This window comes from Parasedimentitalea maritima (assembly GCF_005771405.1).
Classification (GTDB): Bacteria; Pseudomonadota; Alphaproteobacteria; order Rhodobacterales; family Rhodobacteraceae; genus Parasedimentitalea; species Parasedimentitalea maritima.
The window spans coordinates 101,806-119,649 of the sequence record NZ_VAUA01000001.1 but is presented as its reverse complement, the minus strand read 5'-3'; the positions used below and the strand labels follow the sequence as shown (position 1 = coordinate 119,649).

Annotated in this window: 8 protein-coding genes; 5 read left to right on the top strand and 3 right to left on the bottom strand. The window is 57.0% G+C overall.

The annotated features are described in order from the left end of the window. Nucleotides 1-52: 52 nt before the first annotated feature. From FEE96_RS00540 to FEE96_RS00525, 4 genes are read left to right on the top strand one after another with little or no spacing between them, the layout of a single operon-like run. Complete coding sequence (locus FEE96_RS00540) at nt 53-1,060, top strand: AAA family ATPase (protein ID WP_138161042.1); 1,008 nt, start codon at nt 53-55, stop codon at nt 1,058-1,060. Continuing rightward, complete coding sequence (locus tag FEE96_RS00535; RefSeq protein WP_138161041.1) at nt 1,057-1,947, top strand: DUF58 domain-containing protein; 891 nt, start codon at nt 1,057-1,059, stop codon at nt 1,945-1,947. The genes FEE96_RS00540 and FEE96_RS00535 overlap by 4 nt, the downstream gene beginning before the upstream one ends. Next, nucleotides 1,944-4,715 (top strand): DUF4159 domain-containing protein, encoded by a 2,772-nt coding sequence (locus FEE96_RS00530; RefSeq protein ID WP_138161040.1) that lies wholly within the window; start codon nt 1,944-1,946, stop codon nt 4,713-4,715. The genes FEE96_RS00535 and FEE96_RS00530 overlap by 4 nt, the downstream gene beginning before the upstream one ends. Further along, nucleotides 4,712-6,754 (top strand): hypothetical protein, encoded by a 2,043-nt coding sequence (locus tag FEE96_RS00525; RefSeq protein ID WP_138161039.1) that lies wholly within the window; start codon nt 4,712-4,714, stop codon nt 6,752-6,754. The genes FEE96_RS00530 and FEE96_RS00525 overlap by 4 nt, the downstream gene beginning before the upstream one ends. A gap of 169 nt (nt 6,755-6,923) precedes the next feature. Here FEE96_RS00525 and pbpC read toward each other — a convergent pair whose 3' ends face one another. Beyond that, a complete protein-coding gene (gene pbpC / locus FEE96_RS00520; protein ID WP_138161636.1) occupies nt 6,924-8,936 on the bottom strand; it encodes a penicillin-binding protein 1C in 2,013 nt (670 codons plus the stop codon). A gap of 110 nt (nt 8,937-9,046) precedes the next feature. Next, nucleotides 9,047-14,485 (bottom strand): alpha-2-macroglobulin family protein, encoded by a 5,439-nt coding sequence (locus FEE96_RS00515; RefSeq protein ID WP_138161038.1) that lies wholly within the window; start codon nt 14,483-14,485, stop codon nt 9,047-9,049. Nucleotides 14,486-14,632: 147 nt separating this feature from the next. On the opposite strand from FEE96_RS00515, the gene FEE96_RS00510 reads away from it, so the two are divergent. Then, nucleotides 14,633-17,044: a response regulator gene (locus FEE96_RS00510; protein WP_138161037.1), complete on the top strand. Its 2,412-nt coding sequence runs from the start codon at nt 14,633-14,635 to the stop codon at nt 17,042-17,044. A gap of 13 nt (nt 17,045-17,057) precedes the next feature. Here the strand turns inward: FEE96_RS00510 and yaaA are convergent, their stop codons facing one another. Then, nucleotides 17,058-17,831 carry a peroxide stress protein YaaA gene (gene yaaA, locus FEE96_RS00505; protein ID WP_138161635.1) on the bottom strand — a complete coding sequence of 258 codons (774 nt, stop codon included), beginning with the start codon at nt 17,829-17,831 and terminating at the stop codon, nt 17,058-17,060. Nucleotides 17,832-17,844 lie beyond the last annotated feature (13 nt).

Sequence of the window (17,844 nt, the reverse complement as noted above, 5' to 3'; positions counted from 1 at the left end):
TTCCCCTCAGCACGATACAGTGACACCATATATCCGCGACAAGGGGAATGTCATGTCCGAACCCGATGACCTGCTGATCGAAATTGAAGCTCTGCAAAAGAAGCTGCAACAGGCACGGGATTCGATCACCCGGCAATTCATAGGCCAGGAACGGGTGGTGGATCTGACGCTCAGCACATTGCTCTGCGGTGGCCATGGCCTGCTGATCGGATTGCCCGGTCTGGGCAAGACTTTACTGGTGGAAACTTTGTCCACAGTGATGGGTCTGGATGGCAACCGCATTCAATTCACACCTGACCTGATGCCCGCCGACATCCTTGGCTCTGAGGTGCTGGATACCGACACAGATGGCCACCGGTCGTTCCGATTTGTGCCCGGCCCGGTGTTTTGTCAGTTGCTGATGGCGGACGAGATTAACCGCGCCAGCCCGCGCACCCAGTCGGCATTGTTACAGGCAATGCAGGAGAAAACCGTCACTGTCGCTGGTGAAGACCGGCCTCTTGGCGCACCTTTCCATGTGTTGGCCACCCAAAACCCAATTGAACAAGAGGGCACCTATCCCCTGCCCGAGGCCCAGCTGGACCGGTTCTTGCTAAAGATCGACGTGGATTACCCCAACCGAGATACCGAACGTGAAATCCTGTTGGCTACCACCGGCACCATCGACACCAAGGCGGTGCAGGTGTTCACAGGGGATGAACTGATTGCCGCACAAACCCTGCTGCGCAGGATGCCTGTGGGCGAGTCAATTGTTGAACTGATCCTTGATCTTGTTCGTGCCTTCCGCCCGGACGAACCCGGCGCCTCGGAACAGGTCGCACAGACTGTTGCTTGGGGGCCGGGACCACGCGCAGCACAGGCGTTGATGCTGGCAGTGCGCGCACGCGCTGTTTTGCAGGGCCATCTGGTGCCCAGCGCCGAAGATGTAATTGACATGGCACACCCCGTTCTCAGCCATCGGATGGCGCTGAATTTTGCCGCCCGTGCACGCGGTGACAGTTTGGCCGACCTGATCAAAGACACTGTCACCTCACTGACCCGGGCCAAGGCGGCAGCGTGACCACCACCGCCGCCTCCAACGCCACCGACCTCAGACATCGCGCTGAGGTCGAAGCCGACAGCTTGCCACCTTTGTTGGTGCAGGCTGAACAGTTGGCTGGATCGGTGCTATTGGGCGAACATGGTCGCAGGCGCGCTGGAATGGGTGATGACTTCTGGCAATACCGCCCAGCCCAGCCGGGCGACAGCCGTCGTCTGGTCGACCACCGCCGTTCGGCACGGGGTGATCAGCAATTCATCCGTGAACGCGAATGGCAGATCGCCCAGACCGTACACATCTGGGTGGATCAGGGTGGTTCAATGCGCTTTGCATCAAACCCCGATCTGCCACAGAAAATTGACCGGGCCCGCAAGCTGGCGCTGGCCGCGTCTATCCTGATGGTGCGCGCAGGTGAACGGGTTGGGTTGACGGGGACCACGCTGCCGCCGCGCAGTGGTAATATGCAGATCCTGCGTCTGGCTGAGGCCCTAAGCCACGACGACAGTACCGATTACGCCCCGCCTGAGCACCACGCGATGATCCCACATGCACGCGGATTGTTCATCTCTGATTTTCTTGGCCCCTTTGACGAATTGCAACTGGCCCTTACCAAGGCAGCAGATCGCGGATTGCGCGGGGTATTGCTGCAGATATTAGACCCCAGTGAAGAGCAGTTTCCCTTCACCGGTCGCACAGTTTTTGAAAGCGTCACAGGTCAGCTGCGACATGAAACGCTCAAGGCCTCGGCATTGCGGGATCGTTATCTTGAACGCCTGGCAGAACGTCGCGATGCACTCGATCAACTGTGCCGGGCTACTGGATGGCGGATGGGGCTGCATCACACCGGCGACAGCGCTCAGACAGCGCTGCTATGGCTGTATCATGCACTGGAGAACTCAACCTCATGACCACATTGGCAGGCATTGGATTTACCACGCCCTGGCTTTTGCTGGGATTGCTAGCACTGCCTATCTTGTGGTTGTTGCTACGGGCCGTGCCACCTACACCAGTGCGTCGGGTATTCCCGGCTGTGACGCTTTTGTTGGGGCTGAATGATGACGACAGCCTGTCAGACCGCACTCCCTGGTGGTTGTTACTTTTGCGTTTGCTGGCGGTTGCGGCAGCTATCATCGGGTTGTCAGGACCTGTGTTGAACCCCACACAGGGCAATACGGGTAACGGACCACTGTTGCTGGTGTTAGATGCCAGCTGGGCAGGCGCCGATCACTGGACCCAGACCAGTGACCAGATTACTGCGCAGCTAAACGAAGCAGGCCGTGCCGGGCGCACCGTGGCAGTGATACGGCTGACGATGCCTGAGCCGCTGCAGTTCCTGTCAGCTGATGTCTGGCGCAAGCAGGTGGCAGGTCTGTTGCCGCAACCCTGGCAGCCAAGTCCAGACCAGATCACTGCTACACTGGATTACATCGTCGCGAGCGAGGTTGAATTTGACACCCTGTGGTTTAGCGACGGGTTAGACTACTCCAATCGCGACCAACTGACAGCAACCCTGCGCGATCGTGGCGAGCTGAAGATATATCAAACCGCCATAAATACACTGGGGCTGCTGCCTGCAAAATTTGCCGATGGCGCCATCGAATTGCAGGTTATCCGCAGTACACCCGGCTCGGCTGAGCAAATCACGGTTCTAGCTCAGGGGCGTGATCCCGGCGGAACCAAGAGAGTACTCGCCTCTGCCACCGCAGAGTTTTCCCCGGACGCAGAAACTGCCTCGGCCAAGTTGATCCTGCCCTCAGAGCTACGCGCCCGCATTACCCGGTTTGAACTGAAAGGCGCGCGATCCGCTGGTATGGTCGCCCTGACCGACGACAGCCTGCGCCGACGCGAAGTTGCACTGATTTCGTCGCAGACTGACAACGAGGGATTGGTATTACTGTCACCGCTGCATTACCTGCGTCAGGCTCTGGCCCCCACTTCTGAACTGTACGAAGGCGCATTGGGCGATCTGCTGCCCGCCAACCCTGATGTAATCATATTAGCAGATGTGGCACAGCTGGCGTCGGATGAAGAACAAAAACTCACTGACTGGGTTGAACAGGGCGGCATGCTGTTGCGGTTTGCCGGACCTCGGCTTGCGGCCAGCGACATTTCTCGCTCGGAAGAGCACCCTCTGATGCCCGTACGGCTGCGTAGCGGTGGCCGCAGCCTCGGTGGCGCAATGAGTTGGGGCGAACCCAAAACCTTGGCTCCCTTCGTCGAGGATTCTCCTTTTCATGGTTTGGCCATCCCCGACGAAGTTACAGTCAGCGCTCAGGTCATGGCCCAACCGGACCCGAATCTGGCAGCACGGGTGATTGCCGAATTGGGTGATGGCACCCCGTTGGTCACCCGCAAGACACTGGGACAAGGTCAGATTGTCCTGTTCCACGTCACGGCCAATGCCGAATGGACCACCCTGCCTCTCTCAGGCTTATTTGTTGACATGTTGGAACGGCTGGCTGTTTCAACCGCTGCGAAACCCCCAAGCCTTGCTGAGATGGAAGGAACAACCTGGACGCCAATTGGTATTCTGGATGGATTTGGCCGTCTCAGCGACGCAGGTACCCTGTCAGGGGTGGACGGACCAAAATTGATGACTGAGCTTGTCGGTCCTGATCTGCGTCCAGGGCTTTATGACAGCGGTAGCCGGAAACTGGCGCGGAATGTGCTACGATCCGATGATGTTTTGCGTCCTTCGGCCTGGCCCGCAGGTGTGCCGGTTATCGGAACAGTTGCGGCTCCGGAACGGGCTTTGGGTGGAATATTGCTAAGCTTGGCATTGGTTTTTCTGGCGCTGGATGTGGCGGCATCATTGTTGGTTTCCGGCCTGTTGCATCGATCGCGCAGCGCCGCCATGATCTTAGTCCTTGTCCTAGCTGGCGGACTGGGCCTTCCAGCGTATCAGGCACAGGCACAACAGGATCAGGGTCTGCTAGGCCTCAGCTCTGAGCTTGCACTGGCACATGTGTTGACCGGAGTTGATCAGGTGGATGGAATTGCCCACGACGGGTTACGCGGGCTGTCCAGCACATTGAGATTTCGGACATCAATCGAACCTTCAGAACCGGTAGGGGTAAATCTGGAACGCGACGAGCTTGCCTACTATCCGTTACTGTATTGGCCAATCACTACCGATCAGCCAATCCCCTCCGTCGAGGCCTATGCCAAGCTGAACGCTTACCTTCGCGCCGGCGGTATGGTGTTGTTCGACACGCGGGATGCAAACCTTGCCGGATCAGGTGCCAACAGCCCCAACGCCCGCAAACTGCAACAACTGGCACGCCCATTGGATATTCCGCCTCTGGAACCTTTGCCGGCAGATCATGTGCTGACCCGCGCCTTTTATCTACTGCAGGACTTTCCCGGCCGTCACCAGCGGGGCGAGCTTTGGGTCGAAGCTGCACCAGCTGATGCGGAACAGATAGAAGGCATGCCATTTCGCAATCTTAACGACGGGGTGACACCGGTAGTGATCGGCGGCAATGACTGGGGTGCGGCCTGGGCGGTAGACGGTAACGGGCGACCACTGTTGCCGGTGGGACGTGGTTTTGCCGGTGAACGTCAGCGCGAGCTGGCCTATCGCTTTGGTGTCAATCTGGTGATGCATGTGCTGACCGGCAACTATAAATCCGATCAGGTGCATGTGCCTGCACTGCTGGACAGGTTGGGACAATGACACAGACAATCCTTTTTGATCCGCTGGTCCCTTGGGTGGTAATCTGGACACTTGCTGCAATTACGCTGCTCAGCATCGCGGCAGCCCTGTGGCGGGGATTGTCCGGTTGGGCGCTTCGCGGCCTGTCTGCTTTGGTTCTGCTCGCCGCGCTGTCGGGACCTGTCTATCAGGTCGAGGATCGTGCGCCGCTGAGCGATATCGTTCTCGTGGTTACGGATGAAACGGCCAGCAACCAACTCTCAGATCGTTCAACACAACTGGCAGTTACCAAGCAGGAACTGACCGAACACCTGACAGATCGCCCTAATACCGAGACCCGCTGGATCTCGCTCGCCGACGGCGAAGGAGATACCGGCTCGCAGCTAATGACCGCAATCTCCGAAGCTTTGGCCGAAGAACCCCGCGCACGGATCGCGGGCATCATTGCGCTGTCGGATGGTCAGGTTCACGATGTTCAAAATGCGCCAACCCTACCTGCGCCACTGCACCTGTTGATGACCGGCAAAGAAACTGATTGGGACCGCCGCCTGATTGTCCGAAACGCACCGGGGTTTGCGATCATCGGGGAACCTGTAACCCTGACCCTGCGCATCGAGGATCAGGGCGCCGCACCAGAAAACACGCCTCTGGCACCTTTAGAAATCTCAATCGACGGGGCTCCCCCGCAACGATTTACTTTGCCGATTGGCACCGACATTGATCTACCGCTGACTCTGCCCCACGGGGGGCGCAACGTCATTCAGTTTACGGTACCCGAAGAAGCAGGCGAGCTGACCGGGCGAAACAACACTGCGCTGGTACAGATCAACGGAGTGCGTGACCGGCTGCGCGTTTTGCTTGTGTCAGGTGAACCCCATCCCGGTAGCCGCACTTGGCGTAATCTTCTCAAATCCGACAGTGCTGTGGATCTGGTCCATTTCACCATTTTGCGCCCTCCCGAAAAACAAGATGGGGTGCCGGTGGACGAGCTGTCTCTGATCGCTTTCCCCACTCGCGAGCTGTTTCTGGAAAAGATCGACGATTTTGACCTGATCATTTTTGATCGTTATCAGCGGCGCGGAATATTGCCCGCGATCTATCTGGACAATGTCGCCGATTACGTGGCCAAGGGGGGCGCTGTTTTGGTGGCCGCCGGGCCCGATTTCGCCACTGCCGACAGCATCTATCGCTCCCCCCTATCCACCGTCCTTCCTGCACGCCCAACCGCGCGGGTTATTGAGCTTCCCTATCAGCCTTCCGTGACCGATCTTGGACAACGACATCCCGTGACCGCTGATCTGGGCGACGTCAGCACTTGGGGGCGCTGGTTGCGTCAAATTGAGATAGATCAGCCACAGGGTCATGTAGTGATGTCTGGCTTGGAAGATCGCCCATTGCTGGTGCTGAACCGAGTGGGTGAAGGTCGGGTTGCCTTATTGGGATCAGATCATGCCTGGCTCTGGAGCCGTGGCTACGAAGGCGGCGGGCCGCAACTGGAATTACTGCGTCGGCTGGCACACTGGATGATGAAAGAACCGGAGCTGGAAGAGGAAGCACTCTGGGCCGAGGCCACGGGTCAACGTATGCGCATCCTACGCCGAACGCTGGACGACACCATCGGCCCGGTCACCGTCACCCAACCCGACGGCGCCACCGTAGAACTTACCCTGGCCGAACGTATTCCGGGGCTATGGGAGACCGGTTTTGAAGGGCCTGAAATCGGCCTGTATCGGCTCAGCGAGGGAAACCAATCCGCCGTCATTGGTCTGGGCCCCGCTGCTCCACGCGAGTTCGAGGAAACCATGGCCACGACAGACGTCTTGCAGCCCGTGATCAAACCCACACGTGGTGGTCTATTGCGACTGCAAGATGGCGTTCCTGTTCTGCGCAACGTCCGCGCCGGACGACCCGCAGCCGGAAGGGGCTGGATCGGATTAACGCCACGCGATGCCTATGAAACATTGTCGGTAGTGCAATCACAATTGATGCCACCGTGGCTAGTGCTATTGCTGGCATCTTTCTTCATCACGGTTGCCTGGATGCGCGAAGGTCGGCGGTGATTTTCAAACCCACCACTCCCGCCCGTCGCTCACCTCCTATCGGAGGCTGACCTCCCGTTGGGCGTAGCGCCGCGCATCGCGCGGCGCTACGCCCAAGTCCGCAAGGGGTACCGGCACCAGCCGGTGGCTTGCGCGAATACGGGAGACCATCAATACTAGCTTGACGGAGCTATTCCACGCGCACCGTTGTGCGGGCAGATTGGCCCTCACTGTCCACCACCACCAATGCAGAAAACCCCTGCCCAGGATTAGGGATTTCGAACTCGCGTTGATGTTGCCCCTGTGTCACCGGCAACCCATTTGCCAGCACCAGAAATGGGGCTGCGCCACCTCGAAGCTTTACAGTCAAAGGTGCATTCCCTAGTGCCAGTCGGGCTCCATTCGGAGGGAACAACAATTGCGGCGCACCTGCTGGTTCTTCAAAGGCCGCAGTGCGGGGGCGAAAGCGACGTAGAGGTTGCGGCAATTCCGCCGAACTGACAATCAGCGTTGCGGGCGGTGGCGGCGGTAACGGCTCAAAGTCAGGTTTCAACCGGCCAAAAGCCTCAAACAACACAGGTGCGGCCAAACCGCCACCAAACACCCCCGGCACCGGCGTCCCATCGGCGCGCCCCATCCAAACGCCAATCACATGACGTCCATCCCAGCCCAAAGCCCAAGCATCACGATGCCCATAAGATGTCCCGGTTTTATAGGCCAACACACCTGCACGCGCACCCGGTGGTGGCGCCAACCCGCGTAGAATGTCCATCACCTGCCAAGCCGCCACGTCAGAGATTAACCGACCCTGATTTTGCAGCTCGGCGTCAAGCCGCAACCGCAACACTGGCCCCTGACCTCCAGCACCTAATCCAGCGTACAACTGGACCAAATCCTGTAAGCTGACTCCAACCCCACCCAACGCAATGGCCAATCCCGGTACACCTCCGGGGAGTTTGGGCGCGGCACCTGCCCTGCGCAAGGCCGCCATAATTCTGGGTGCACCTAATTCATTTGTCAGCTTCACCACCGGGATATTGCGCGACTGTTGCAGCGCCTCACGCACCCGCAGGTCCCCGCGAAATTCGCCGTCAAAATTCTGCGGCGCATAGCCGTCAAAGTTAATTGGCCCGTCATGGATGAGACTTTCGGGATGGACCAATCCCTGGTCAAAGGCCAACCCGTAGATAAGAGGTTTCAAAGTAGATCCGGGAGAGCGCAGCGCCTGGGTCATATCCACATAGCCAAGCCGGCTTCCATCGCGGTAGCCGGGCGAGCCAACCGAGGCAAAGATATCTCCAGTTTGGACATCCGCCACGATTAGTGCCGCTGACATCTGTGCGCCGCCCTGTTGGGCCGCATTGTGCAACAGCTGCTCCATGCGCTCCTGCACACCTGCGTCAACCGTTAGATCAATTTGCGTCGTTGTCGGGTCTTCGGCCCGCATCCGGTCAGACAGATGTGGCGCCAATTGAGCAAACGGCAACATTTGGCGTGGAACTGGTGCGCGCTGTGCCACCATCATCTCTTCGTCGTCGATCACCTGTTGACCTGCCATACGGACCAGCACCCTGTCACGCGCGCGTTGTGCAGTCTCAACCGCCCGGTCGGGGCGACGGCGCTCGGGCGATTGTGGCAGGGCCACCAACAATGCTGACTCAGAAGGCGTTAGCCGGTTCGGCTCTTTACCAAACCAGGCCAACGTCGCTGCGCGGATACCTTCCAGATTGCCGCCATAAGGCGCGTGGGTCAGATAGAGGGTCAGAATCTGCTGTTTAGTCAGTTGCCGTTCCAACGCCAGTGCCAAACGCGCTTGACGTAGCTTACCTGACCAGCGTCCGGTGCTGCCATCCTCTAGCAGCCGCGCCACCTGCATAGTCAGCGTAGATCCCCCCGATACAGCCCGACCATTCCACACGGCTTGCCCAACCGCCCGCGCCATCGCTCTGATATCCACACCAGAGTGTGACCAGAATCGCTTGTCTTCGTAGCGGACCAACATCGTCAGATATTCGGGATCCACCTGATCAGGGTGTACAGCCAACCGCCATATACCTGTCCCAACCGGGTAAGCACGTAACAATGCGCCATTGCGATCCCGGATCTCGGTCGATGTTTCGGCCAAAGTGACTGGCAGTTCGGTACGATCAACCCAGCTATTAAAGGCATGACTGCCAATGAAGACGAGAAAAAGCAGTAATATTGCAGATCCGACCGCCCACCTTTTCCACTTTTTTCGTGAACGATAGCTCGGGCTGCGTCTTACCTCCCCCAGTAAGGAGGAGGCATTCTTCGGATATTGCTGTTCAGGTTTCACCGGACTGTAACGCGACCAGTCGCCGTGCGGGCACGGTAGGCTGGGCGGTACATGTCCTCGACCGAAGCTGCAGGGTGGTGAAAGCTACCCGGTGTCACGGCACGGGCAATATAGCCGAGTGTCACCCGCCCTGTACCGCGCAGGTCAACCGCTGCAAGAAAACGGTCAGACCGGAATTCTGCATGTTCTGCTTCGGCCAGTTTCAACCAGTCCAGATCGCGTAAATCGCCCGAGCGCAGCAGGTTGGGGTTGTCGATTTCAAATCCGGCGGGCAGCGGGTCGTTGATCATCAACCGTGCACCCAGATCCTCATGCGGGATGACCCGCAGCACTGTGACAAACCGCTCACCTATGGCAAAATCACTGCGTTCAATCGGCGTGCCGTCCAGTTCGTAGTAAAGACGCTGCAGCGTGAAGCCCCCGCCTCCAGCTTCGGGCGCTACTTCTGGCACACCCAAGGTGGTCAGGGTGATATCGGTGCTACGACCGGACGCTGCTGAGATTTCAATAGCTTGCCCGCTTGCATCACTTTCCAACACCTGCACAAAAGCGCCGGGAACCGGCTGGCCATCGACTAGCAGTCCCGAGTTCTCAGGTGTGGTGATGAGGGCCTGCGCCGCCATCAGAGTCCATGCTGCCTCCTGTGTGGATCGCTGAGTGCTCGCGCGCACGATGCGATTGCTCAGGTCATCGCGATTGATTGCATCGCTGCCAGCCTCTACTGCTAAGGCCAGAACACCAGCTATATCGCGTTGATTACTGCCAAAATCTGCGCGCCACAGTGAGGCTTCGGGGGTGAAACGGCCAAGTTTGTAAGCCGCCCGTGCGAACATTTTGTCGGCGCGAGTCTGATCACCATAAGCTGCCAAGGCCGCCCCCAATTGTGCCGCCGCCAGAGCGGAGCCAAAATCCTCGCCTTTTACATCCGCATAGTAGCGCAGATCCCCCATTGCCGCCGCGCCTTCACGTGCCAACACCAGCAGAGCATAGGCCAAGTCTTCGCCGCCATGGTCAAAGTCCGAAGCATAGTTCACGCGATTACGCAGGTTATCCATCGCTTGGCGAAAGGCTTGTTCAGGCACATCATACCCCTGCGCCCGCGCCCGGCTGAGGAAGTCACTGGCATAGGCATCCAGCCAGAAGTAACCACTTTCAGCACGCCATAATCCAAAGGCACCGTTGCTGGCCTGACGGGTCAGCACCTTGGCAATTGCATCCTGCACCCGCGCCTTGACAGCCGGGCCATTGCCGAGCCCCGAAGCTTGCGCAACAGACGATAGATATAGCAAAGGCATCGCCTTGGAGGTCACTTGTTCAGTGCAGCCATAGGGATACTGATCCAAGGAGTTGAGCAGTCCCGGCACATCAAATTTTGCCAATGGTCCAGCTGACATAACCGCCCGCCCGGTACCCGCTCGCAAGCCCGAGAAGACATCGCTGCTGAACCTGAAAGTCTTCCCTGATGCCAGCGAGAACCGCCGTGTCTGTGACACCATTGGGTCATTGGCGCGAACCGGCAGACGCAGATGTTGCACCAGTTCCTGCCCACTTGGCGTGGTCAGGGTCAATTCGATCTCTGGGTTTCCGACCTGTACGGCTGTCACCGGTAGCTCCAGCGTGAGTTTTCCCTGATCCGCAAGTGCCACCGATCTGGGCAATTGGCCAAGTTGTAGCCCTTCACCCAAGACCTGCGCAGAAAGTGCCATTTCACCACTGGGTCCATCGGCATGGACAATTTCCAGCAGCACCCGGCTGGTATCGTCGGGGGCCAGGAACCTAGGGGCCGAGGCGGTGACTATCACCGGATCGCGCACCAGCATATCCTGTTCCGCCTGACCAACAGCACGTCCAGACCAAGCCACCACCATCAGCCGAACGGTGCCATTAAAGGCAGGCAGGTCGATCGGAAAATCAACCTCACCATTGGCATCCACCTGAACGGGACCAGAAAACACCGACATCAAATCCTGAGTCGGAGGCGGCGATTGCATGGCAAGGCCAGTATCAGCGTCACCACCGGACCGAACCTGCCCCAATGCACCGTTTTGACCATCAATCAGGCGGCCATAGACGTCCCGCAGCTCCATTCCCAAACGATGCTGTCCATAGAAATATGCGCTGGGATCTGGGCTCTTAAAACCTGTGAGGTTGAGGATACCCAAATCCACCGCTGCAACACTCAGCCAGACTTCGTCCCCGGCAGTTGCGCCATCGACGTGGATTTTGGCAGTTTCGGTCCCGCGTGGGCGCACGACCTTTGGAACGTCAACCGTAACCGTCAGCTGCTGACCGGGTTGAGTGACGCTGGCGTGCGCCAGTCCCAATGCCCGCGCAGGAACCTTATCCGTTGCGCCTTCCATCGGCTTAATCACCATAGCGCTGACATAGGCACCACTGCCCCAGTCCTCGGTCACGGTGAGCGGAATGACCGAAGCCCCAGCAGGGACCTCTACTGCGTGGCGTTCAATCAACTGGTTCGACATCACCGAAATCAGCGCGGTTCCTGCCGCACGTGGCACGATGCGCAACTGGGCGGTATCGCCGGGCTGATAGGTTTTACTATCGAGTGACAGTTCCAGTTTATCTGGCGTCGAAGACCCATCTGCCGGAGCATACCAGCCGGCGTAAAAGTCCACCGCAGCCGAAACATGTTCAGTCCCATCCAGCCGTTCGATCACCAGCTCATACCGGCCCCAGTCCACTGGTTGGGACAGCGCCAATGGTACCTCAGACAGCATGGCCTCACCGGTGGCAATGCGGGTACGTCGGGTGGTTGGTTCCCAGTTCCAGTTGCCATAGAGCTGGTACCACTGGTAGTGGGTCCGGACCCGATTTACGGTCCATTTCACCGGCATCGACATCGCCTGCAGATCCGGACTGAGGGCCACCACCTCAAACGCGGCCTCACTGCCTTCGCTCACTTCGTCCTCGAACAAAGGTTTAATTCCAATGACGGGTCCATCCGGCCGCACAGGAACGGAAAGCCGGCGTTCAACGGGGCGAGCGGCGCCATCTGCAATGCGCGTGGTGACCGTTGCCGTCATTGGTTTGCCTTCGGCTGCGCCGGTGGGGATTTCAATGGCAACGCTGGCCAGTCCGGCAGCGTCTGTTTTGTCACCGCCGAAATAGCTGGTCTGAGTGGTGCTACGCCCATCATAACGGCCAAAGCGGTAACCCGGCCAACCCTCAACCGTCGCAGCAGCCCGGAGGCTGACTTCACCCTCGATCTTAAGATCTCCACCGGGTGCACCAAACAGATAACGCGCCTCAATATTTAGCGGTGGGCTGTCACCTGGACGTAGGGTAGCCGTGGGAAGTGTTTGAGTGAAATCAATGCGTTCAGGTAAGAAATCTTCGACCAAAATTTGACGACTGGTCAAAGCAGGGGCTTTGGGGTCGTTCTTGATATCCAACCGCCAAGTGCCACGCGGCGCGGACACTCCAACCGGAAGGGCAAAAACATGCCCGCCCATCTGACCACCGTCCGAGATATGTCGACTGTACTCCACCCCATCTGGACGGGACAGAATAGCAATCAATGGCAGTCCTTCGATTGCTTGCGCTTTGCTGTCGCGAGCCAAAGCAGTGACATTGATCACCTCACCCGCGCGATAGGCTCCGCGATCAGTCGCCAGGAACACATCAACAGGACCTGGAGCAGCCCGTCCCTCGACTCCACGGTCGGACAGGTCAAAACCAGGATCGGTCAGCGACAGGAAGCCAAAATCCGTATCATTTTGCTGCGCCAGAAGCATTGCGGGCGCAGAGGCCCCAAGACCACGGGCCAGACCCGGCGCAAAACTGGCATATCCGGTTTCATCGGTCTCAGCAGTGCCCAGTACCGCATTGGCACGTGACACCAGCGTAATCTTGACCCCGGATTTGGCAGCGGCATCAGAAAGCCCGTTCACCTGCACATGCAGACCGTCCGAACCAGACATCGAACTGATGCCCAGATCTGACAGTACAAACCATTGGGTTGCTGCCGGATTGTCATAGGGATCAGCACCGGGAATGCGTGCGCTTAGCGCGTAGATGCCAACTGGCTGCCCCGCGATCGCCTCGGCCAATGGCAGCCTGGTTGTCATATCGCGATTCAGGTCTCCTTGGACCTCGGCAGAGCCAGTCCAGACTTCCTGGGCGATATCCTTGGAAAAATACTCGTCCTGCCACTGTGATAGTGGGCGGCCAAACAACCCGTCTTGCACCGCACGCAGTAGGTTTCGATCACTGACCCGGCGCAGGCGCAGGTCGACCTCTGTCAGGTTCACGGTTTCAATGGGCAACGCCGCCAGATCAGATTTAGGCAGCACATACGAACGACCAGGAAAGCGGACTGCAGGGCTGCGATCTCGCACATAATGAGTCAGTTCAATATCTCGAAACAACATCTCACCGCTGGCAGCCGGCAGCCCCCGACGCAGAGTAAGACGATAGCGCTGACCATGTTCGGCACCGTCAATGCACAGCTGTTTTCCATCGGCCTCTGCCACCATACGGGCGTCCGGCAATTTGAGATAATCACTGTAGTCAACACCGGTTTTAACCAGCGTCTCTGAGAACTCTATGCAAATGCGTGGTGCGGCGCTGTCGCTTTCAATTGTGCTATCGCTAACTCTGAAACCATACTTGGCAATGGCATCATCCAACATCTCTGAAGTGGATTGGCGGGGCTGGATATCTTCGGCAAGTCGCAGGACAGGCAACATGTCTCGCCCACGACCCAGTTTTTTCAGAGCTTTGGCAGTCGTGATCAATGCTGTGACCCTGGCCCCTTCAGTTTCGCTACGCAGGTAACTGTTTAAGGCTGCCGAAAGAGCGCGCGCTCGGTACTCGCGCTGGCGTCCACTTACGTTATCAAGGCGCAGCAGGTATCCGGCGTATTCCTCCCATAACTCCGCTTGACCCCCCAACGAAATCGCGGAGCCCATCCAACGCATCGCGGCTTGATAATCCCCCACACGCGCCCGGTTGTGGGCAGCTTCGATCATCCGATCCTGTCGGCGGGTTCCTGCCGGATGACGCAACCCAATGTCGCGCGCCAAATCACGGGCGCGGTTCAGATCTCTGGGTTTGACGAACGATAGCTCCGAAGCTCTCAACTCGCCCCTTGCGCGAATCACCGACGGTATTTGCTGCTTTAACGCAGAAAACGCACCTTCATAGGCCGTGGACTCCCCTATTTCACTCTTAGGGAAGCAGGAATTCGACCTGGAATTGAAGGAAAAGCCCGCACAATTGTCTTGATTTACGCAGACGCGGATACAGGACTTGAGGTCAGTATCGAAAATCGCTTGTAAATCAGAGCCATAAAAATCGACATCCTTGGTTGCGACAAAGCGGAACGGAGGAACAAGCGAGTCGGCTTTCGCCGCGGGAACCTGAAATAACCCGATGAAAAATAAAGCGAATAACCCAAAAACAACTCGTAACATGATACCCTCCAAATTCTCAATCAGGCTGTCACGCAATTAACCACATGGCAAGGACGACAACGTAGCTAGAGCTTAAGTGCTTTTTCACGTTCTGAATTGATCTTGGGTATTCCAACACCCGTGTCGTCGCATCTGGAGCCCGTAGGGATGCCTATTGCTAACAAACTTGCTGAAGAGCGGCGTGCCCGCTTAGCTGCTGAACGCCTGCTTGAACTAAAGCAGGCGGAGCTTTCGGCAGCCAACCGCAAGTTGGGGCGTCATGCACTGGCCTTGACCAAACAAATTGGGGCCACTCAAGCCGAGGTTGCGACGTTTAGAGATGAAGTTGCCTCTGTCAGAGGTGAAAATGAAAAGGTCAAATCTGACCTGCACGTGGCCAACGAAAAAATTGAAGTTGCAGAACGCCGTCTCTGGCATTCAATCCAAACGATTCAAGACGGCTTTGCCTTTTTTGGTGCTGATAGCACGCTGATTGGCGCCAACACTGCCTATCTGAATACATTCGATGGTCTGGAAGAGGTGACCCCCGGCGTCTCCTATATGCGCATCCTGCAAATTCTGACTGACGAAGGATTGGTCAACACTGGGCGGATGAGCACAAATGAATGGCGCGAGATGATGGCCACCAGGTGGACATCACCAACACCAGAACCCGTGGTCATTCGCCTGTGGAACAACAGTTACCTTAAACTGATTGACCAACGCGGCCACGGTGGTGACGTGGTTAGTCTGGCGTTGGATATTACGTCCACAGTTCAATATGAGGAAGAGCTACGCACGTCGCGCGAGCGTGCCGAAGCCGCCAACCGTGCCAAATCCGCATTTCTAGCCAATATGTCCCATGAAATCCGCACTCCAATGAATGGAGTTGTTGGCATGGCCGAACTGCTGAATGACACCAGTTTGACCAATGAACAGCGGCTTTATGCTGACACCATCAAAAACTCCGGTGAAGCGTTGTTGGTCATCATCAATGACGTGCTCGACTATTCCAAGATCGAAGCCGACAAGTTGGTGTTGCACAGTGAAGATTTTGATCTGGAACGTTGCATTCACGAAGTGGTGATGTTGCTACAACCCACTGCGCGCGACAAAGGGATCGCGATGGTGGTGGACTATGACTTGTTCCTGCCTACACGCTATCTAGGGGACCCTGGCCGTATTCGACAGGTGTTGACCAATCTCGTCGGCAATGCGGTCAAGTTCACCAAAGAGGGTCATGTTGTTTTGCGCATTACTGGTGTCCCCAATACGGACGGCGGTAACAGCGCTATTCACGTTGCGATCGAAGACACCGGTATCGGGATTCCCAAAGAAAAAATTCAACATATCTTTGGTGAATTCAACCAGGTCGAAAACGAGAGAAACCGCCAATTCGAAGGCACGGGGCTGGGACTGGCCATTTCGAAACGTCTGATCGAGATGATGGGGGGATCAGTTTGGGTTGAAAGCGAAGAAGGACAAGGGTCTTGCTTCGGATTTCAAATTCCGCTGCCAATGGCCGAGGGACCACAACCCAATGCGGAAATTCTTCCAGCCGCGCTGCAACACGTAATGGTTGTAGATGACTTGCCAGTAAATCGCGACATTCTGCAAAGGCAAATGCAGGTACTTGGGGCTAAAGTGACCGCAGTTGGATCAGGTGCTGAAGTCTTGCAGCAGATGGACAACACCGTCGACCTTCTGATCAGCGATCATAATATGCCCGATATGGATGGTGTTGAACTGGCAAGCGCATTGCGGCAAGGGGACTGGCCGGATGTGCCATTCCTGCTGATCAGCTCAAACTCAAATTTCGCCATGGACGATTCTACGCGCGATATGATCCAGGGTATTTTGCAAAAGCCCGTGCTTCGGGCTGATCTGTTTGCCAAGCTGTCCACCATGGGGGCAATGGTTCCAGCAAAGAGACATGAGAGTGCGACCGAGGACACACCACCCTCCGGCGAAGATAAAATCATTACACAGACCTCTCCTGCAGAAATCGCGGTCATGCCCAGTTTCCGGTCCAATCGCCCCGACAGTATCACCGCCACCGACCCCGCCAAGGTTGAGCCTGACTTTGAAATCAAAACACCTGTTGTGGAACCTGAAGCCGAAACCACAGACAGTGCTCCAGTTGTGGAGGCTCAACCGGAGCCACAACCCGAAGCCAACACTCAGCGCCGAATGCGTATTTTGGCCGCTGAAGACAACAAGACCAACCAGCTGGTATTTCGTAAGATGATCAAAGATCTGAACATCGAAATTCGCTTTGCCAACAATGGGCTTGAAGCGGTTGAGGCCTATTCAGATTTTGATCCTGATCTCATTTTCATGGATATTTCCATGCCAAAAATGGATGGCAAACAAGCCACCGGTGAAATTCGTAAACTCGAAGCTAGTTCGGGTCGCCATGTCCCCATCGTTGCACTCACCGCCCACGCCATGGACGGAGACTCCGAAGGTATTCTGGCAGCAGGCTTAGACTTTTATCTGACCAAGCCACTCCGCAAAGCGGTTATTCACGAACGCATCGCGTTGCACGTCCCAGAAGAAACACAGCAAGTTCAGCCCTAACTACCCCAGCTAACTACTTGTTGGCGTAGGGCCTCAGGAAGACGGGTTTTTCTGGCGTAGAAAGCTTGGGCTGATAGGCATATCCACCGCTGTCAAATTCAAACAGGCCTTCTGGGTCTCTCAACCGGTTTTGGATGATGTAGCGCGCCATTGCACCGCGCGCACGTTTGGCAAAGAAGCTGACCACTTTGGGTTGACCGTCCTTGTCCTCCATGAACACTGGAGTGATCAGTTTCAGTTTTAGCGCCTTGGGGGCAACCGCGCCAAAGTATTCCTGGCTGGCGCAGTTTACCAGAACCTGACTGTTGGTCGCTTCGCCCTGCACATTCAACGCCTTACTGAGCTGGTCACGCCAATATTCGTACAGGTTCTTACCGAGACGTGTCTTTAACCGGCTGCCCATTTCCAGACGGTACGGCTGCATGGCGTCCAGTGGCCGCAAAACACCATAGAGACCCGACAGAATCCGCAAATGGTCCTGAGCCCAGGCCATTTCCTCAGCGTCCAGTGAACCTGCTTCAAGACCCTGATAGGTATCACCAGCAAAAGCTAATGCTGCCGGGCGTGTAACGTCCGCAGCGGGTGCATCTGCAAAGGCGCGAAACCGGTCGCGGTTCAGCCGAGCCAGATCATCGCTCAGATCCATCAGTTTTTTCAGATCGCCCAGTGTCAGGTTGCGCGCAGTGCGGGCCAAACGGATCGCATCGTCCTGAAAATCCGGCTGCGTTTCCGCGACATCACGCACCGCCCAATCCAGCTTTTTCGCTGGCGAAATGACCACCAACATACCAGATCCATTG

Bases quoted from the DNA above. Each gene is read 5' to 3' on its own strand.
- FEE96_RS00540 (WP_138161042.1), top strand. From the start codon at position 53: ATGTCCGAACCCGATGACCTGCTGATCGAAATTGAAGCTCTGCAAAAG.
- FEE96_RS00530 (WP_138161040.1), top strand. From the start codon at position 1,944: ATGACCACATTGGCAGGCATTGGATTTACCACGCCCTGGCTTTTGCTG.
- FEE96_RS00525 (WP_138161039.1), top strand. From the start codon at position 4,712: ATGACACAGACAATCCTTTTTGATCCGCTGGTCCCTTGGGTGGTAATC.
- FEE96_RS00515 (WP_138161038.1), bottom strand. From the start codon at position 14,485: ATGTTACGAGTTGTTTTTGGGTTATTCGCTTTATTTTTCATCGGGTTA.
- FEE96_RS00510 (WP_138161037.1), top strand. From the start codon at position 14,633: ATGCCTATTGCTAACAAACTTGCTGAAGAGCGGCGTGCCCGCTTAGCT.
- yaaA (WP_138161635.1), bottom strand. From the start codon at position 17,831: ATGTTGGTGGTCATTTCGCCAGCGAAAAAGCTGGATTGGGCGGTGCGT.